We start from the raw sequence: 17751 nt of genomic DNA, 5'->3' as shown, positions 1-17751 counted from the left end.
TCGTCGTTCGCCAATCCCGTGCAGTTCGGGATTCTGATTTAGCAACTGGGGCAGCCGTGTCGGTTGCTCCACTCATGTATCTAGGAGGCTAAGTGCGCTCAACCCAAGAAATTTCCGTCAAATCTCCTGCCGCCTATGGCGTTTCCGCCGAGCTGGAAGGCTCCGCTGACAGCCAGGCCGTTGCTTCCCAGACCGCTGGCCTGGGCGAATACCGCATCATCCGCCGCAATGGCGCGGTGGTCGGTTTCGAACCCTCCAAGATTTCCATCGCCGTGACCAAGGCCTTCCTGGCCGTCAATGGCGGCCAGGGTGCGGCTTCGGCGCGCGTGCGCGAGATGGTCGAGCAACTGACCACCAACGTGGTCTCGGCGCTGGTGCGCCGCCAGCCCACCGGCGGAACTTTCCACATCGAAGACATCCAGGACCAGGTCGAGCTGGCCCTGATGCGTTCGGGCGAGCATGACGTGGCCCGCGCTTACGTGCTCTACCGCGCCAAGCGCATGGAAGAGCGCGCCCAGCAAGGCGCCGCCACCAAGACCGAAGTGGCCGCCCCGCAGCTGCACGTGACCGAAGACGGCCAGAGCCGTCCGCTGGACATCAACGAAGTCCGTTCCCTGATCGCCGCTGCCTGCGTCGGCCTGGAATCGCACGTCGATGCCGATGCCATCCTGTCCGAAACCGTCAAGAACCTGTACGACGGCGTGCCCGTCGAAGAGCTGTACAAGTCCGCCATCCTGGCTGCCCGCGCGCTGATGGAAAAGGACCCGGCCTACAGCCAGGTGACCTCGCGCCTGCTCATGCACACCATCCGTAAGGAAGTGTTCGGCAAGGAAGTGGCCCAGGCCGATGCACCGGCCGAGTACCTGGAATACTTCCCGCAATACGTCAAGAAGGGTATCGAAGCCGAGCTGCTCGACACCAAGCTGGCCCAGTTCGACCTGGCCAAGCTGGCTGCCGCCATCAAGCCCGAGCGCGACCTGCAGTTCGGCTACATCGGCCTGCAGACCCTGTATGACCGCTACTTCCTGCACATCGGCGGCACCCGCATCGAAATGCCGCAGGCCTTTTACATGCGCGTGGCGATGGGCCTGGCATTGAACGAAATCGACCGCGAAGCCCGCGCCATCGAGTTCTATGACCTGCTGTCGTCCTTCGACTTCATGAGCTCGACCCCGACCCTGTTCAACTCGGGTACCCAGCGTTCGCAGTTGTCTTCCTGCTACCTGACCACGGTGGCCGACGACCTCGACGGCATCTACGAAGCCATCAAGGAAAACGCCCTGCTGGCCAAGTTCGCCGGCGGCCTGGGCAATGACTGGACCCCGGTGCGCGCCCTGGGCGCTCACATCAAGGGCACCAACGGCAAGTCGCAAGGCGTGGTCCCGTTCCTGAAGGTGGTCAACGATACCGCCGTGGCGGTCAACCAGGGCGGCAAGCGCAAGGGCGCGGTCTGCGCCTACCTGGAAACCTGGCACATGGACATCGAGGAATTCCTCGAACTGCGCAAGAACACCGGCGACGACCGCCGCCGCACCCACGACATGAACACCGCGAACTGGATTCCCGACCTGTTCATGAAGCGCGTGATGGAAAAGGGCGAATGGACCCTGTTCTCGCCCTCCGACACCCCGGACCTGCACGACAAGTTCGGCCGTGCCTTCGAAGAAGCCTACACCGCCTATGAAGCCAAGGCCGCCCGTGGCGAGTTGAAGCTCTTCAAGAAGGTGCAAGCCAACGACCTGTGGCGCAAGATGCTGTCGATGCTGTTCGAAACCGGCCACCCGTGGATCACCTTCAAGGATCCTTGCAACATCCGCTCGCCCCAGCAACACGTGGGCGTGGTGCACAGCTCCAACCTGTGCACCGAGATTACGCTCAACACCAACGAGAGCGAGATCGCGGTCTGCAACCTGGGTTCGGTGAACCTGCCGGCGCACCTGGTCAATGGCGAGCTGGACCATGCCAAGCTGCAAAAGACCATCCGCACCGCCATGCGCATGCTGGACAACGTCATCGACATCAACTACTACGCCGTCAAGAAGGCGCGTGATTCCAACCTGCGTCACCGTCCGGTGGGCATGGGCATCATGGGCTTCCAGGACTGCCTGCACATCAAGCGCGTGCCCTACGCCTCGATGGACGCGGTCGAATTTGCCGACCGCTCCATGGAAGCCGTCTGCTACTACGCCTACATGGCTTCGACCGAACTGGCCGAAGAGCGCGGCCGTTACGCTTCCTACCGCGGTTCGCTGTGGGATCGCGGCATCCTGCCGCAGGATTCCCTGAAGCTGCTGGCGCAGGAACGCGGCGGCTACCTGGAAACCGACAGCACCGAGACCCTGGACTGGGCCGCCCTGCGTGCACGCATCGCCGAACACGGCATGCGCAACTCGAACTGCGTGGCCATCGCCCCGACGGCGACCATCTCCAACATCATCGGCGTGTCGGCTTGCATCGAGCCGACCTACCAGAACCTGTACGTGAAGTCGAACCTGTCGGGCGAATTCACCGAGATCAACGAGTACCTGGTGCGCGACCTGAAGGCCCGTGGCCTGTGGGATGAAGTCATGGTCGCCGATCTCAAGTATTTCGACGGCAGCCTGGCCAAGATCGACCGCATCCCGCAAGACCTGCGCGACATCTACGCCACCGCCTTCGAAGTGGATCCGTCCTGGCTGGTGGAAGCCGCCTCGCGCCGCCAGAAGTGGATCGACCAGGCCCAGTCGTTGAACATCTACATGGCTGGTGCTTCCGGCAAGCGCCTGGACGAGACCTACAAGCTGGCCTGGCTGCGCGGTCTGAAGACCACCTACTACCTGCGCACCATCGGCGCGACCCACACCGAGAAGTCCACTTCCCGTGCGGGTGCATTGAACGCCGTGGCTGTTGACGGCGGCGCCGGCGCCATGGCCTCGGCCTCCGGTACGGCCGTGCCGGCTGCTCCGATCGCTTCGGCTGCCGCTGCTTCGGCGGCCTACGTGATGCCGAATCCGGGCGCGGCGATCGAAGCCGATGGTCCGGTCTGCACCATGCGTCCGGGCGATGCCGGCTTCGAAGAGTGCGAGGCCTGCCAGTAAATGTAAGTAATCCGGGCAGGGCCGAGATGGCCTGCTGATGAGGATGATCAAGGTCATCCGAGATGACGGCAGCTACACTGTCAACGTCCTGCCCACCCTAGCCGGCGCATCGCGGTGAACTTCACCGGATGCGCCGTTGTCACCTGATAGACACCCGCCGCGCCACGGTCATCCGACCCGCCGGCAGCGACCGATAAAGTAAAGAGGAACCACAGATGCTTTCTTGGGATGATGAAGCCAAGCAGCCGGCCCAGGCGCCGCGCACTCCTAACCTGCAGCCGCAACTGCAACCGGCCTTCGGCCAATCCAACGCCGCGCTGAACCCGGCGCTGATGGCCGGCAACAGCGAGCAGGTCGACACCACCCGTCGCGTCAACGCCGCCGACAAGCGCATCATCAACGGCCACACCGACGTCAACCAACTGGTGCCCTTCAAGTACAAGTGGGCCTGGGACAAGTACCTGGCTGGCTGCGCCAACCACTGGATGCCGCAAGAGATCAACATGCAGCGCGACATCGAGCTGTGGAAGAACCCGAACGGTCTGACCGAAGACGAGCGTCGTCTGGTCAAGCGCAACCTGGGCTTCTTCGTCACCGCCGACTCGCTGGCGGCCAACAACATCGTGCTGGGCACCTATCGCCACATCACCGCGCCGGAGTGCCGCCAGTACCTGCTGCGCCAGGCCTTCGAAGAAGCGATCCACACCCACGCCTACCAGTACATCGTCGAGTCGCTGGGCCTGGATGAAGCCGAGATCTTCAACGCCTATCACGAGGTCGCATCGATCCGCGACAAGGACGAGTTCCTGATTCCCTTCATCGATACGCTGACCGATCCCGAGTTCAAGACCGGCACGATGGAGAATGACCAGAAGCTGTTGAAGTCGCTGATCGTCTTCGCCTGCATCATGGAAGGCCTGTTCTTCTACGTGGGCTTCACGCAGATCCTGGCACTGGGTCGCCAGAACAAGATGATGGGCGCGGCCGAGCAGTACCAGTACATCCTGCGTGACGAATCGATGCACTGCAACTTCGGCATCGACCTGATCAACACCGTGAAGATGGAGAACCCGCACCTGTGGACTCCGGAGTTCCGCGACGAAATCAAATCGTTGTTTTTACGCGCGGTGGAGTTGGAATATCGTTACGCAGAGGATACAATGCCGCGAGGCGTGCTCGGGTTGAACGCTACCATGTTCAAGGGCTACCTGCGATTCATCGCAAACCGCCGCGCACAGCAAATCGGATTGGACCCGCTGTTCGCACAAGAAGAAAATCCGTTCCCGTGGATGAGCGAGATGATCGACTTGAAGAAGGAGCGCAACTTCTTTGAGACCCGTGTCATCGAATACCAAACCGGGGGCGCACTGAGTTGGGAATGATGTGCAGTCTCGAAGTTCTCTTCATCGAGACGTGATGCACAACAGGAGTCGGGTAGCTTGCAAGATGCCCGGCTCTTGAAACGGAAAAGGCCTACGCCAAATTAATGAACAGTCAGAGACCGAATCAATCTTCTCTGTTATCGCCGCTTAACCCCATCTTGTCGGGTCAGGCGGCTTTTCCTTTGAAAAACACCGAGGTTTTTCAGGAACGCGATTCCGACGCTAGCGTTTGAACACGCTGGCGTTTTTTTTGGTGTCGCGCCTGCTCCCGTAGTCGAAGTCTTCCTGCGCCATTGCGCGGGCACTACCGGAGGGGCGTCGCCAAGATAGCTGAAGCGCTGCATAGGTGAGGGGATGCAGCAGTTCAGCTGGTGCCGAATTCATTAGCGCAAGCCACAGGCGGCTTGTGCCGATGAATAGCTCGCCCGCGTCATCGCGATGTCGCGTGCGGGTTGCTTATATCAAGCTTGATTTTTTCCATTCACGTGAAGAAGGAGAAACAAAATGGCAACAGCAGCAAAGAAGACCGCGGCCAAGAAGCCGGCGGCAAAGAAGGCGGCAGCCGCCAAGGAAACCACCAAGAAGGTCGTCGCGGCTACTGCCAAGAAGACCGTGGCCAAGGCCGCCGTCAAGCCGGCAGCCGCCAAGAAGGCTGCAGCGCCGAAGAAGGCCGCTGCTCCCAAGAAGGCCGTGGCAACCAAGGCCGCCGCCAAGCCGGCAGCCGCCAAGAAGGCAGCAGCACCGAAGAAGGCAGTCGCTGCCAAGAAGCCGGTCGCCGCCAAGAAGGCAGCAGCACCGAAGAAGGCAGTCGCTGCCAAGAAGCCGGTCGCCGCCAAGAAGGCAGCAGCACCGAAGAAGGCAGTCGCTGCCAAGAAGCCGGTCGCCGCCAAGAAGGCAGCAGCACCGAAGAAGGCAGTCGCCGCCAAGAAGCCGGTCGCCGCCAAGAAGGTTGCTGCTCCCAAGGCCGCTGCCAAGAAGGTCGCTGCTCCCAAGGCTGCCGCCGCCAAGAAGGTTGCTGCTCCCAAGGCCGCTGCCGCCAAGAAGGTTGCTGCTCCCAAGGCCGCCGCCAAGAAGGTTGCTGCTCCCAAGGTCGCCGCCAAGAAGGTTGCCGCCCCCAAGGCCGCCGCCAAGAAGGTCGCTGCTCCCAAGGCAGTCGCTCCCAAGGCTGCAGCAGCCCCCAAGGCCGCCGCCGCCAAGAAGCCCGCAGCACCGAAGAAGGCAGCTGCCAAGCCGGCAGCGCCTGCAGCACCGGCCGCCAAGACCGTGCTGAACCCGGCAGCCGCATGGCCGTTCCCGACTGGCAACAACCGTCCGTAATCGCGGTGCACGCCTAGTCTGATTCGTTCAGGCGAAAATGCCGCTGTGTGGCTTTATGCCATGCAGCGGTTTTTTTATGTCTGCCCGCTTGCATGCGGCGCTTGTTGATGCCGGCATGGCTCTGGCAATGCCGCGCAATGGCACAATATGGGCAGCAGCGGGTCTGACCCGCATCCACGGCTTGGCGATTGCGCCAATGCGCTCTAGTATGTGCGCTGCCTCTCACTGATGGAGAACCCTGTGCTGCATAGTATTTTCATGTTGATCGTCAATGCCGTGGCCAGCATCCTGGCCGGCGTCATGCTCTTGCGTTTCTGGATGCAGGTGGTGCGCGTGCGTCCGCCGCAGTCGGTCGGTCAGTTCGTCTACCAGCTCTCGGACTGGCTGGTCAAACCGTTGCGCCGCGTGCTGCCTGGCGGCGCCTATGACTGGGCCAGCCTGCTGGGAGCCTTCCTGATCGTGGTGCTGGCGACCGTGGCCGCGGTTGGATTGCAGTCGGGCTTCGACTTCAAGATCATCTTCCTGCTCTCGCTGGAGCGCTTCTTCGAGTGGATCTGCTACGGCTTCATGGCCACGCTGATCATCGAGGCCATCTTCAGCTGGGTCAATCCCTACGCGCCGTTGGCGCCTTTCGTGCGGGCCTTGAATGAGCCGCTGCTGCGTCCGCTGCGCCGCGTGATCCCGCCGCTGGGCGGTGTGGACCTGTCGCCGCTGGTGCTGCTGATCCTCCTGCAGATCGCCGTGCGCGTGATCAGCACGCTGCTGTTCGCCCTGCTCTGACGGCAGGCTGGCCCGGATCTGCCGGGTGCCGTCGTCATGGCAAAAGAGCCGGACTTCATCGTCCGGCTCTTTTTTTGTCCTGGCTCAGCCTGGGCATCCACGCATCAGCGTTTCTGCGCAGCCGACCATTTCTCCAGCGCCTGCATGGTGTTTTCCACATGCTTTTCCGGATTCATGTCGGTGTACTCGTAGAGGATGGCATGGTCCGGCGTGATGACGTAGGAGGTGCGGCTGGCGTAGCCGGTCACCTTCAGGAACTGGGCGTCATAGGCCTTCATGATCTTCTTGTCGACATCGGCGGCCACTGCGAACTTGCTGCGGCATTCGCTGACGGAGAACTTGTTGAGCGTCTCGATATCGTCGCCCGACACGCCGATGACAGTCGCTCCCAGCGCCTTGTAGCGGTCCACCGCTTCGGCGAACAGATGGGCTTCGATGGTGCAGCCGGAGGTGAAGGCGGCCGGGTAGAAGTACAGCACCACCGGCCCTTTCTTGAGCGCCTCCGACAGGGTGAAGGTCGATACCTGTCCACCCAGCGAGGCCGGGGCCGAGAATTCCGGCGCCTTCTCGCCCGGCTTGAGCGCTGCCAGCGCCGCCGGGCTGGCCAGCATTGCACCGAGCAGCGCAGCGCCAGCGGCCAGTCCACGCAAGATGGACAGTGACGGCAAGACCAGGAATGAACGGTGCAGCATGATCAATCTCCTTGAAGCGGACAGCGTTAGCGGGGCGAGACTCAAGCGAAGCGATAGCCGAAGGCTGCGTGGAAGCGCTCTTCGATTTCCGCCCTGGACGGCGCATGATTCTGCGGACCCTGCGAGGCGATCTTGAGCGAGCCCATCAGGCTGGCCAGGCGACCGGTGGTCTCCCAGTCATAGCCCTCGGTCAGGCCAAAGAGCATGCCCGCACGGAAGGCATCGCCACAGCCGGTGGGATCGGCGATGCGGTCGGCCGGGACGCAGGGGATGTCGAACTTCTTGCCACCCTCGAAGATTTCAGCGCCCAGTTCGCCACGCGTGACAATCAGGGCCTTGGTACGTTCGGCGATCTGCGCCAGCGACAGGCCGGTGCGTGCGGTCAGCAGCTCGGCTTCGTAGTCGTTCACGGCGACGTAGGTGGCCAGGTCGATGAAGTTCTTCAGGTCGTCGCCATCGAACATGGGCATGCCCTGGCCCGGATCGAAGATCAGCGGGATGTTCAGCTCGGCCGCCTGCTGGGCATGCTGCAGCATGCCGTCGCGGCCATCCGGGGCGACGATGGCGAACTTGACCGGGCCTGCATCGGCCACCTTGTTCTCGTGCGACCAGGTCATCGCGCCCGGGTGGAAGGCGGTGATCTGGTTGCTGTCGGCGTCGGTGGTGATGAAGCACTGCGCGGTGAAGGAGCTGTCGATCTGGCGCACGCAGCGGGTGGAAATGCCCAGCTCGGCGAAGCGTTCCATGTACGGTGCGCTGTCCAGTCCCACGGTGGCCATGATGACCGGATCGCCGCCCAGCAGCTTGAGGTTGTAGGCGATGTTGCCGGCGCAGCCGCCGAACTCGCGGCGCATGGTCGGCACCAGGAAGGAGACATTGACCTTGTGCAACTGGTCGGCCAGCAGCGCTTCAGCGAAGCGGCCCTCGTATTGCATGATGTTGTCGTAGGCGAGGGAACCGCAGATGAGAGAGCTCATGGGAGTGGACGCAAGAAGTGACTGATGCCGCATTGTAGAAGAAAAGCGGTGTTCAGGCTGGTTTTTGCGAGCAGCTGGCGCGAGCGGGAAGGCTGGCTCAGGGATAGAACAGGTAGACCCGGTAGCCCGAGACCAGGGCATCCTTGAGTTCGAAATTCAGCTTGATCTGCTGTTCGCTGTCGGCGGCGATGCCGCGATCGATCTGGCGGGCGTCAGCCAGGTAATCGCGCGGACGGAAGACCCGGCGCACCACCGCCTTCTCGTCATCATTGTTGAGCGTGAGCTCCAGGTGCGGCCAGGCTTGTGCGCCGGGGCCGCGATTGCGCATGACGACCGTCAGCGCATAGACATTCTGGTTGGGCGGCACCACCTGCAGCTCATTGGCTTCCAGCGACAGGCGATCGATCTCGGCCGGCAGGCCCACGTTGCAATGCAGGGCCACGCACATGCCATTGAGCATGGGGCGCAAAGGCGGCAGGGCTTCGGCCAGCGGATTGCGCCAGTAATAGAGCGATTGCAGCAACAGCACCGGCACCATTACGCCGGCCAGGATCATCATGATGACCTTGAGCACGCGTTTGGCCCGCTCGCGGCGTTCGACACGCTTGACGAAGCCGGGCAGTTCGGCGTCGTCTTCGCTGTCGTCGGCTGCGGAGAGCTGGTCTGGTTCGCTGTCATGACTGCGGAGGTGATGCACATCCTCCTCATCCTCTTCGTCCAGACGCGGTGTGGCCGGGCCGAAGGCCGCGTCGATATCGGCTGCGCTGACTATCTCGTCGGCCGCGCTGGAAGAGCGGCGCAACAGGCCGGCGCCCTCCTCGGGCGCTGCTGGGGCCTCGTCGGTGACGGGGAAGGGAGACGATGCGGCTGCTTCATCCTGCTTCTCTTTATCCACAGCCGCTGAAGACTTCAGCGGTGCGCCCAGGTCCGGGATGTAGCCGGGACTGGTCGGCGAGCGAAATACCTTCGGCTCGGCAACCACCGGGATGGCTGCGGGCATCGGTGCGGCGGGGACTTGCAGCGGCTGCGCAGGACTCGTGCTGGTCGGGGTTGTGACGATGGAAGCGGGGGGGGCTTGAACGGGTGCAGACGGCTGTGGCGCCGGTCCGCGCGTCGCCATCGGGCTGGCGGCCACCGGCGACGGTGCCGGTGTTGGCGTGGGAGCGACCGCAGCAGCGCTGGGCGTCATCACGCCGGCCTGGGCCTTGCTGCCCGGTGCGGGCTGGTAATGGCCGTCGGCCACGCTGGCCTCGACCAGATAGTCATTGCCATTGAAGACCTGGCGGCAACTGCCGCAGCGGACCAGGCCGCCGCGCAGTTTGAGCTGGTCGCTGACGACCCTGAAGATGGTCAGGCAGTGCGGACACTGGGTCGCCAACGCCATCGATTACTCCGGCAGGCGGCCTGCCAGCGCCACCCAGCCCTCATGCTCGGCCCACACGGTCAGGGCGATATAGGGTGCATAGGTGGCGATGACTTCCTGCGCCTGGCGCTCCAGCACGCCCGAGAGCACCAGCGAACCGCCCGCGCGCACGCGGCCAGCCAGCATGGGGGCCATCAGTTGCAACGGGCCGGCCAGGATGTTGGCCACCACCACGTCGAAGCGTTCACCCTCTGGATGGGCCTGGGCGAAGGCTTCAGGCAGGTAGTAGGTGGCCGTGCAGTGATTGCGCTCGGTATTGTGATGCGCAGCTTCCAGCGCCTGCGGGTCGATGTCCACCCCGATCACCTGGGGCACGCCGATCTTGGCCGCCACCAGCGCCAGGATGCCCGAGCCGCAGCCGTAGTCCAGCAGGGTGCCGGCCTGGGTGGCATTGGCTTCCAGCCATTCCATGCACAGCCGGGTAGTGGGATGGCTGCCGGTGCCGAAGGCCAGACCGGGGTCCAGCTCCAGCACCAGCGCGTCCGGATCGGCGGGGGCTTCGTGCCAGCTCGGCACCACCCAGATGCGCTTGCCGATATGGATGGGCTCGAACTGGGATTGCGTCAGGCGCACCCAGTCCTGCTCTTCCACTACGCGGGTGGAGAAGGGCAGGGCATAGTCCAGGCCGATGGCCTTGGCCGCATCCATGACGATGGTGGCGTGGTCGGCGTCCTTGCCGGCCAGCGCCACCACGCGGCTGCGATCCCAGGCGGCTTCTTCCGGCTCCATGCCGGGTTCGCCGAAGAGTGGACGCTCGGCGTCGGTCCCTTCGTCCGCATCTTCCACCGACACCGACAGGGCGCCAGACTCCATCAGGGCGTCGGACAATGCCTCCGCCTCTTCCCGCGCCACTTCGATGACGATTTCTACCCAAGCCATGCTCGCCTGCCTTTGCTGATGAGGTGTTGCTGCAGTATTGCTTACTTCTTGACGACCTTGTCCGCTTCCGCGGAAGCCGGACGTTCCGACAACTTATGTTCCAGATAATGGATATTGGTTCCGCCTTCGAAGAAGCGCGCATCGACCATCAGTTCGCGGTGCAGCGGGATGTTGGTCGAAATACCCTCGACCACCATTTCCGACAGTGCGATCTGCATGCGGCGGATGGCCTGCTCGCGGGTGGCGCCATAGGCGATCACCTTGCCCACCATGGAATCATAGTTGGGCGGCACGAAGTAACCCGAGTAGGCGTGCGAATCGACGCGGATGCCAGGACCACCCGGCACGTGCCAGGCGGTGATGCGGCCCGGCGAGGGGATGAACTTGAACGGATCCTCGGCGTTGATGCGGCACTCGATGGCGTGACCCTTCAACTCGATGTCGCGTTGGCGGTAGCGCAGCTTTTCGCCGGCGGCGATGCGGATCTGTTCCTGCACGATGTCCACACCGGTAATCATTTCGGTCACCGGGTGTTCCACCTGCACGCGGGTGTTCATCTCGATGAAGTAGAACTCTTCGTTTTCGTACAGGAATTCGAAGGTGCCGGCGCCACGGTAGTTCATCTTGCGGCAGGCTTCGGCGCAGCGTTCGCCGATCTTCTCGATGATCTTGCGCGGGATGCCCGGTGCTGGCGCTTCCTCGATCACCTTCTGGTGGCGGCGCTGCATGGAGCAGTCGCGCTCGCCCAGCCAGACGGCTTGCTTGTGCTCGTCGGCCAGGATCTGGATTTCCACGTGACGCGGATTTTCCAGATACTTCTCCATATAGACTTCCGGATTGCCGAAGGCGGCACCGGCTTCGGTCTTGGTCATGGTCACGGCATTGATCAGCGCGGCTTCGGTATGCACCACGCGCATGCCACGGCCACCGCCACCGCCAGCGGCCTTGATGATGACCGGATAGCCGATCTTGCGGGCGATCTGGACGATTTCCTTGGGATTGTCCGGTAGCGCCCCTTCCGAACCCGGCACGCAGGGCACGCCGGCACGGATCATGGCCTGCTTGGCAGAGACCTTGTCGCCCATCATGCGGATGTTTTCCGCGCGCGGGCCGATGAAGACGAAGCCCGACTTTTCCACACGCTCGGCGAAGTCGGCGTTTTCCGACAGGAAGCCGTAGCCGGGGTGGATCGCCTGGGCGTCCGTCACTTCGGCGGCGCTGATGATGGCCGGCATGTTCAGGTAGGACAGGGCCGACGGAGCCGGACCGATGCAGACCGACTCATCGGCCAGCTTCACGTATTTGGCTTCGCGGTCGGCCTCGGAGTGCACGACCACGGTCTTGATGCCCAATTCGCGGCAGGCGCGCTGGATACGCAGGGCAATTTCGCCACGGTTGGCGATGAGGATTTTTTCAAACATAAAGGATTGAAGCGTCGCTAGGATCAAGCGTTATAGGTTCCGGAAGCAGGCCGCTGCGGGCGGCCGCATCCGGCCAGGCCGGGGACGATGCGCGATCAGCCCAGCACGAACAACGGCTGGCCGAATTCCACCGGCTGGCCGTTTTCCACCAGGATCTGCTTGACCACGCCACCCTTGTCGGTGTCGATCTCGTTGAGCAGCTTCATTGCTTCGATGATGCACAGGGTGTCGCCTTCCTTGACTTCCTTGCCCACTTCCACGAAGGCCGGTGCGCCCGGGGCGGAGGAACGGTAGAAGGTGCCGACCATGGGCGACTTGACGATATAGCCTTCCGGCACGGGAGCAGCAGCCGGCGCGGCAGCAGCCACCGGTGCGGCGGCTGCCACGGGGGCGGCTGCCGGTGCGTAGGCTTGCTGTTGCGGCACCATCACGACTTGATTCTGGGTATTCGGGGACGATTTGACGATTCTGACCTTGCTTTCGCCTTCGGTGACTTCCAGCTCTTCGATGGCCGATTCAGCAACCAGGTCGATGAGCGTCTTGAGTTTTCGTAAATCCATTTGAATCCCTCGGAATGTAGATTGAGTAGTGTTAAAAGAAGCGCCGGCGCGAGCTGCGGCCGGCGGGTCCAGTCAGATGATGCAGTCGGTGAAGCGATCCATGGGCGCAGGCCGGCAAACGGCCCGCAAGGCCGTCAGGATTGACGCAGCCAATGGTCGATGGCCATGCGATAGCCATCCACGCCAAAGCCGCACAGGACTGCCCGGGCAATGCCGGACAGGTAGGAAAAATGCCTGAATTCCTCGCGCTGGTGGATATTGGAGATATGCACTTCCACGAAAGGGATGGCCACCCCGGCCAGCGCATCGCGCAAGGCTACGCTGGTGTGGGTCAGTCCGCCCGGATTGATGATGATGCCGTCCACGCCCTCGCTGCGGGCCTGATGGATGCGGTCGATCAGCGCGCCTTCATGGTTGCTCTGGAAGGCGACCAGGGTAGCGCCAGCGGCGCGGGCCTGTTCTTGCGCACGCTGTTCAATATCGGCCAGCGTGGTGGAACCGTAGACTTCCGGCTCCCGGGTGCCGAGCAGATTCAGGTTCGGGCCATTGAGCAGGAGAAGCTGTTTTGCCATGGAGATTAAGCTCCGTTTGACGACGATGCGCGCATTTTGCCGTCAAATGCCATCAATTGGCAAGAAAAACTTTCTTTTCGCAGATTTTCTCGAATTTACAGTAGGGAGAGGTCCTGGCGCAGTTCGTCGAACTTCAGGCGACCCAGGTAGATCTTCTTGACTTTGCCGTCCTTGCCCACCAGAGCGGTGAACGGAAGACCGCCCGCCTGATTGCCGAATTGCCGCAGCAAATCGGTGGCGCCGGTTCCGGCAACGAAGAGAGGATAGCGGATTTGGTACTTTTGCGCAAACTTGCCGATATTTTCCTGACTATCGACGCCAATTCCGAGGATCTGCACCGGCGCGATTTCCTGCTGCAGGGCTGTCAGCTCGGGCATTTCCTCCACGCAAGGGCCGCACCAGGTGGCCCAGAAGTTGACGATCAGCGGCTTGCCCTGATACTGCGCCAGCGACTGCATCTGCCCGGTAGCGTCAGGCAGCGACTGCGCCAGCAGGTGCTTCAGCGCCTGGGTCTCGGGGGAGTCGGCCGGATGGGCGCGATGGCTGGCATACAGGCCGATACCCACGCAAACGACGGCAACCACGGCCAACAGGATCACATTTCGCAGCTTTTTCATCAGTCTTCTTCCTTGCAGGTCTCATCGATCAGGGCGGCCAGGGCGCTCGCGTCGCCGCGTTCGGCGCGCTTGCCGGGCGCCGAGCGCAGGCTGCCGCGCAGATCGTCCTCCTCATACAGGGTCAGGTGGGCCAGTTCCGGATCGGCCCCGCGCTGGGGCAGCAGGAAACTCAGGGTTTCCACCGGCTGGCCGGTACGGAAGTGCGCCGTCTCGCCGACTTCGAAATTCACGTTCTTGTTGAGCAGGAAGATTTCCACATCCTTGGCGCTGGGAGAGAACAGTTGCAGATGGATGTCGGAATGCTCCCCGGCGGTGCCGTTCCAGACCGCGCCGGTAATATAGGGATTGAAGGCCTGCAGGTCCTGCATCACCTGCAGCGCCACCTGGCGCAGGTGCAGCAGGCGCGCCGGTTGGGTGTCGGCAAAGAACAATTCATTGTAGAGACGCACTTCCTCTTCGATCTGCTCGTTATCGGGCATGATCTCGCCGCGTACTTTCTGGTTGCCCAAAATCTGCCTGGCCGCCTTGCGCTTGGCGCTGCCATAGTCGGCGCCATCTTCGGCGATCATGCGGGCGGCAGCGGCGGCGATCTCGGCGCGCACTTGCTCGGTGGGGGAGGTGAATTCAGACATGGGCCACATGATACCTGTTGCGCGGCATGGCTGCGTCGTGGGTGCGGGTACTGGTCAGCTACCGGTCCACTTGACCGTACGCCTGGCCAGGGTGGCCTGAGGGCTCTCGCCGAACTGTTTCTTGTAATAGCGCATGAACAGGTAGAGATGGGTGAAGCCCCAACTCAGCGCTATGTGCTGGATATCGGCAGGAACGGCCGGGTCCAGCAGGTCTTCACGCACCCGGCCCAGGCGCTGGGTGCGCAGGAACTCCATGGGCGTCATTTCCTTGTAGCGACGAAAGCCCGACTGCAGCGAGCGCACGCTGATGGCGGCGTGCGCGGCGATGTCGGCCAGGGTGATCGGTGCGGACAGCCGGGCCATGATGAACTCCACGGCGCGCTTGATCTGGCGCGGCGCGGGCGCGGGCGGCCGGCGCGTCAGGGCGTGCGAATGATTGTGCGGCAGGTTGTGCAGGATCAGGTAGGAGGCCGCCTGCAGCAGATTGGCCATGGCCAGCGGCGCATTCTTCAGCGGCGCTGTTCCACCCAGGCCTTCGGCGATGAGTTCGCCCAGGGAGGCCAGGGGAGCCAGCACATGGGCGTCGTGCACCAACGGTGACTGGAAACGCAATTGCCGGTGCACCGGCGCCTCCAGCAGTTGGGACAGATTGTGCGTCATGCAATGCATGGAGAAAAAGAAGCCCGTGCCCGAGGATGAGTCCAGGCTGGCGAGCTGCTGCATCCGCGCCAGATCCAGCATGATGGCGCTGCCACTGCGGCAATGAATCAGGCCCTCGGCCGCGCGCCAGTGCAACTCGCCGCTGCGCGGAATGTAGAGACTGTAGCCCTCGGCCTCGGGGATGCTGAGCATGACCCATCCGGACGGGGTGGTGGAACGATAGAGCCCCCCCTCCGGCAGCAGGAAATATTCGCCTTCATATTGGACTGCGCCGTGCGACGCATTCGGGTTCTCGATCTTGACGCCGGTGGTGCGTAGAAAGGTGTCGGCACACTGCGGGTCGGACAGATCGACCTTGGTGCTTGAGCCCAGGGCAGAAAAAGAGGTTTGGTTCTTGATGCGGCTTTCAATGAGAAAAGCACTCAGCGGCATTTTCTGTTGCATCCAGGGCATATCAAGACAGGGAGCATGTCGATTTAAGTCAGAAAATGTTTAATGAATATGTAAGTTTTGCCTGTGATTCTCTCTCAAGCCCTGGAGCTTCCTTCCACGGAAACGAAGCGCTCCGAAAAAATGCGCAGGAATTTTTCGGCGCGCCGGAACCTTTGTGAGGAAGCGGTTAAGTTCGGTCTATCGCGTACGCAGCAGACCGTTTTTGGCCATGGGGTCGGGCGTACTTTTCTTGCGCATCCGACTATGAAAAGGGGAAGTCATGAACTGGTTCTACAATCGCAGGATCGCCACAAAATTGTTGCTGGCCTTTGCCTGCGTACTGCTGTTGACGGGCGTACTGGGCATTTTTTCCATTGTCCAGTTGCACAAGGTAAACCAGTCGGCCACGGAGCTGGCCACCAACTGGCTGCCCAGCATCCGCTCGCTCAATGACATGAAAGTGGCGCTCTCGCGCGTGCGTGCCAACCAGGCCCAGCTGGCGCTCTACGAGGGTGATGAAAAGCAGAGCGGCGCAGTCATCGGCCTCATGAACAAGAACCTGGAAGCCCTGGCGGCGGCGCGCAAGCAGTACACGAGCCAGATCTCCGAGCCAGGTGAAAAAGCACTGTTTCCTGGCGTCAATGAGCGCATCGACAAATTCATTGCGCTGCACGGCGACACGCTGGCCGCCATCCGGGCCGGCAAGCTGGACGAGGCCAAGCGCCTGCTGCTGGGCCCGGCCTTCGAGAACTACCTGAGCCTGCTCAATGATCTCGACAAGCTGGCCCAGGTCAACCTGGACGGCAGCGTCCAGTCCACCCATAGCGCCGAGACCACCTATGACCAGGCGCAGGTGTGGGTCGTGGCCATCCTGATCGGCGCGTTGCTGGCAGGTCTGGCCCTGGCCTTGTTCATCGCCCGGGTGATTGCCACGCCCCTGCGCAGCGCGGGCGAGTTCGCCCATCGCATCGCCGCCGGCGACCTCACCGCCGACATCACCGCCCGCTCCGTGGATGAAACCGGGCAACTGACGGCTGCACTGGCAGCCATGAATACCAGCCTGCGTCGCATCGTCAGCCAGGTCAGGAGCGGCACCGACACCATCGCCACCGCGTCGGGCCAGATTTCCAGCGGCAACCTGGACCTCTCCAGCCGCACTGAAGAGCAGGCCAGTTCGCTGGAAGAGACCGCCTCGGCCATGGAAGAACTGACGTCCACCGTGCGCCAGAATGCCGAAAATGCGCGCCAGGCCAACCAGCTGGCACTGAGCGCCTCGACCATCGCCGAGGAGGGCGGCAAGGTGGTCAGCCAGGTCATCGAGACCATGGGCAGCATCGATGCGTCTTCCAAGAAGATCGTGGACATCATCAGCGTGATCGACAGCATCGCCTTCCAGACCAATATCCTCGCGCTGAATGCGGCGGTGGAAGCGGCCCGTGCCGGCGAGCAGGGGCGCGGCTTTGCCGTGGTCGCCACCGAAGTGCGCTCGCTGGCCCAGCGTTCGGCCACCGCCGCCAAGGAGATCAAGACCCTCATCGACAATTCGGTGCAGCAGGTCGGCCTGGGCAGCGGGCTGGTGCAGAAGGCTGGGGTGACCATTTCCGAGGTGGTGTCCAGTGTGCAGCGGGTCACCGATGTGATGTCCGAGATCTCGGCGGCCAGCGGCGAGCAGACCCAAGGGATCGAGCAGGTCAACCAGGCCATTACCCAGATGGACGAGGTGACCCAGCAGAATGCCGCCCTGGTGGAAGAGGCGGCCTCGGCATCGCAGTCGCTGTCGCACCAGGCCCAGCGACTCTCAGAGCTGGTCGGGGTGTTCCGCCTGCCTGGCGCAGCCCGGCAGCAAGCTCCCGAGGTGGCTGTCGTGGCCACGGCGGCGCCCGCCCACACGCCGCGGCGCCCAGCGGTGGCAGGCACCGCGCTGGCGGCTGCGCCCGCGCTGGCTGTGGCGCAGGGGCCGGATGAACAATGGGAAACCTTCTGAGGCAGCGATGAGCAAGCCCGACAAGGCAGAGCTGGACCGCATCCGGCGTGAGCTGGCCGAGGTCTACCACGAGGCCGCCTGGAAGGCGGCGGCCCTCATCACCCGGGCCAGCGTGGTCAGAGATGGTCTGGACCAGCCGTTGGAACCGGATGAATGGGAAAGCCTGCGGCTGATCCTCAACCGCCTCACCAGCGCCGCCCGCCACGCCGAGCAGGTGCTCAGGCACATAAGGCGACCGTTCGGGCCGGATCGCTGCTGCACGGGTGAGGCCGGGCTGGAGCCGGAGGACCTGCCGGCCGCCCTGCGCAGCCAGGACAAGGGCGTCGCTTGAGCCCGCCGCGTGGCC

16 protein-coding genes are annotated in these 17751 nt (G+C 62.9%); 6 read left to right on the top strand and 10 right to left on the bottom strand.

The window, feature by feature from the left end; all coding sequences use genetic code 11:
• The first annotated feature begins 92 nt into the window (after positions 1-92).
• The 4 genes from BGK68_RS03605 to BGK68_RS03590 all read left to right on the top strand — a co-directional run bounded on the left by BGK68_RS03605 (position 93) and on the right by BGK68_RS03590 (position 6556).
• A complete protein-coding gene (locus BGK68_RS03605; protein ID WP_075255969.1) occupies positions 93-3077 on the top strand; it encodes a ribonucleoside-diphosphate reductase subunit alpha in 2985 nt (994 codons plus the stop codon).
• Between the two features lie 215 nt (positions 3078-3292).
• Positions 3293-4459 carry a ribonucleotide-diphosphate reductase subunit beta gene (locus BGK68_RS03600; RefSeq protein WP_075255968.1) on the top strand — a complete coding sequence of 389 codons (1167 nt, stop codon included), beginning with the start codon at positions 3293-3295 and terminating at the stop codon, positions 4457-4459.
• Between the two features lie 504 nt (positions 4460-4963).
• Complete coding sequence (locus BGK68_RS03595; protein ID WP_075255967.1) at positions 4964-5776, top strand: histone H1-like repetitive region-containing protein; 813 nt, start codon at positions 4964-4966, stop codon at positions 5774-5776.
• A 240-nt stretch (positions 5777-6016) separates the two neighbouring features.
• Positions 6017-6556 (top strand): YggT family protein, encoded by a 540-nt coding sequence (locus BGK68_RS03590; RefSeq protein ID WP_075255966.1) that lies wholly within the window; start codon positions 6017-6019, stop codon positions 6554-6556.
• A 104-nt stretch (positions 6557-6660) separates the two neighbouring features.
• Here the strand turns inward: BGK68_RS03590 and BGK68_RS03585 are convergent, their stop codons facing one another.
• The 10 genes from BGK68_RS03585 to BGK68_RS03540 all read right to left on the bottom strand — a co-directional run bounded on the left by BGK68_RS03585 (position 6661) and on the right by BGK68_RS03540 (position 15433).
• A complete protein-coding gene (locus tag BGK68_RS03585) occupies positions 6661-7248 on the bottom strand; it encodes a peroxiredoxin (protein ID WP_075255965.1) in 588 nt (195 codons plus the stop codon).
• Positions 7249-7289: 41 nt separating this feature from the next.
• A complete protein-coding gene (locus BGK68_RS03580; protein ID WP_075255964.1) occupies positions 7290-8225 on the bottom strand; it encodes a carbohydrate kinase family protein in 936 nt (311 codons plus the stop codon).
• Between the two features lie 97 nt (positions 8226-8322).
• Entirely contained in the window at positions 8323-9609 is a 1287-nt protein-coding gene (locus tag BGK68_RS03575; protein ID WP_075255963.1) for a DUF3426 domain-containing protein, read from the bottom strand.
• A 3-nt stretch (positions 9610-9612) separates the two neighbouring features.
• Complete coding sequence (gene prmA, locus BGK68_RS03570; RefSeq protein WP_075255962.1) at positions 9613-10527, bottom strand: 50S ribosomal protein L11 methyltransferase; 915 nt, start codon at positions 10525-10527, stop codon at positions 9613-9615.
• 41 nt (positions 10528-10568) lie between these two features.
• Positions 10569-11948 (bottom strand): acetyl-CoA carboxylase biotin carboxylase subunit, encoded by a 1380-nt coding sequence (accC, locus tag BGK68_RS03565; RefSeq protein ID WP_075255961.1) that lies wholly within the window; start codon positions 11946-11948, stop codon positions 10569-10571.
• A 95-nt stretch (positions 11949-12043) separates the two neighbouring features.
• Positions 12044-12508, bottom strand: a complete 465-nt coding sequence (gene accB, locus BGK68_RS03560) for an acetyl-CoA carboxylase biotin carboxyl carrier protein (RefSeq protein ID WP_075255960.1) — start codon at positions 12506-12508, stop codon at positions 12044-12046.
• 134 nt (positions 12509-12642) lie between these two features.
• A complete protein-coding gene (aroQ, locus tag BGK68_RS03555) occupies positions 12643-13080 on the bottom strand; it encodes a type II 3-dehydroquinate dehydratase (RefSeq protein ID WP_075255959.1) in 438 nt (145 codons plus the stop codon).
• 95 nt (positions 13081-13175) lie between these two features.
• Positions 13176-13697 (bottom strand): TlpA family protein disulfide reductase, encoded by a 522-nt coding sequence (locus tag BGK68_RS03550; protein ID WP_075255958.1) that lies wholly within the window; start codon positions 13695-13697, stop codon positions 13176-13178.
• Complete coding sequence (locus BGK68_RS03545) at positions 13697-14338, bottom strand: hypothetical protein (protein WP_075255957.1); 642 nt, start codon at positions 14336-14338, stop codon at positions 13697-13699. The genes BGK68_RS03550 and BGK68_RS03545 overlap by 1 nt, the downstream gene beginning before the upstream one ends.
• A gap of 45 nt (positions 14339-14383) precedes the next feature.
• Entirely contained in the window at positions 14384-15433 is a 1050-nt protein-coding gene (locus BGK68_RS03540; RefSeq protein WP_233149230.1) for a helix-turn-helix transcriptional regulator, read from the bottom strand.
• Positions 15434-15701: 268 nt separating this feature from the next.
• Here BGK68_RS03540 and BGK68_RS03535 point away from each other — a divergent pair, with 268 nt between their 5' ends.
• Together BGK68_RS03535 and BGK68_RS03530 are read left to right on the top strand one after the other, a co-directional pair.
• A complete protein-coding gene (locus BGK68_RS03535; protein WP_075255955.1) occupies positions 15702-17405 on the top strand; it encodes a methyl-accepting chemotaxis protein in 1704 nt (567 codons plus the stop codon).
• Positions 17406-17412: 7 nt separating this feature from the next.
• A complete protein-coding gene (locus BGK68_RS03530; RefSeq protein WP_075255954.1) occupies positions 17413-17736 on the top strand; it encodes a hypothetical protein in 324 nt (107 codons plus the stop codon).
• Positions 17737-17751: the final 15 nt, after the last annotated feature.

This window comes from Herbaspirillum camelliae (genome assembly GCF_001929405.1).
GTDB classification, from domain to species: domain Bacteria; phylum Pseudomonadota; class Gammaproteobacteria; order Burkholderiales; family Burkholderiaceae_D; genus Herbaspirillum; species Herbaspirillum seropedicae.
The sequence above is the reverse complement of the archived record's forward strand: the minus strand, read 5'-3'. Positions and strand labels throughout refer to the sequence as shown.

What these genes read in the sequence shown, in the direction of transcription:
- BGK68_RS03600 (WP_075255968.1), top strand. Translation starts at nt 3,293, where the DNA reads ATGCTTTCTTGGGATGATGAAGCCAAGCAGCCGGCCCAGGCGCCGCGC.
- BGK68_RS03595 (WP_075255967.1), top strand. Translation starts at nt 4,964, where the DNA reads ATGGCAACAGCAGCAAAGAAGACCGCGGCCAAGAAGCCGGCGGCAAAG.
- BGK68_RS03585 (WP_075255965.1), bottom strand. Translation starts at nt 7,248, where the DNA reads ATGCTGCACCGTTCATTCCTGGTCTTGCCGTCACTGTCCATCTTGCGT.
- BGK68_RS03580 (WP_075255964.1), bottom strand. Translation starts at nt 8,225, where the DNA reads ATGAGCTCTCTCATCTGCGGTTCCCTCGCCTACGACAACATCATGCAA.
- BGK68_RS03575 (WP_075255963.1), bottom strand. Translation starts at nt 9,609, where the DNA reads ATGGCGTTGGCGACCCAGTGTCCGCACTGCCTGACCATCTTCAGGGTC.
- prmA (WP_075255962.1), bottom strand. Translation starts at nt 10,527, where the DNA reads ATGGCTTGGGTAGAAATCGTCATCGAAGTGGCGCGGGAAGAGGCGGAG.
- accC (WP_075255961.1), bottom strand. Translation starts at nt 11,948, where the DNA reads ATGTTTGAAAAAATCCTCATCGCCAACCGTGGCGAAATTGCCCTGCGT.
- accB (WP_075255960.1), bottom strand. Translation starts at nt 12,508, where the DNA reads ATGGATTTACGAAAACTCAAGACGCTCATCGACCTGGTTGCTGAATCG.
- aroQ (WP_075255959.1), bottom strand. Translation starts at nt 13,080, where the DNA reads ATGGCAAAACAGCTTCTCCTGCTCAATGGCCCGAACCTGAATCTGCTC.
- BGK68_RS03550 (WP_075255958.1), bottom strand. Translation starts at nt 13,697, where the DNA reads ATGAAAAAGCTGCGAAATGTGATCCTGTTGGCCGTGGTTGCCGTCGTT.
- BGK68_RS03545 (WP_075255957.1), bottom strand. Translation starts at nt 14,338, where the DNA reads ATGTGGCCCATGTCTGAATTCACCTCCCCCACCGAGCAAGTGCGCGCC.
- BGK68_RS03540 (WP_233149230.1), bottom strand. Translation starts at nt 15,433, where the DNA reads ATGCAACAGAAAATGCCGCTGAGTGCTTTTCTCATTGAAAGCCGCATC.
- BGK68_RS03535 (WP_075255955.1), top strand. Translation starts at nt 15,702, where the DNA reads ATGAACTGGTTCTACAATCGCAGGATCGCCACAAAATTGTTGCTGGCC.
- BGK68_RS03530 (WP_075255954.1), top strand. Translation starts at nt 17,413, where the DNA reads ATGAGCAAGCCCGACAAGGCAGAGCTGGACCGCATCCGGCGTGAGCTG.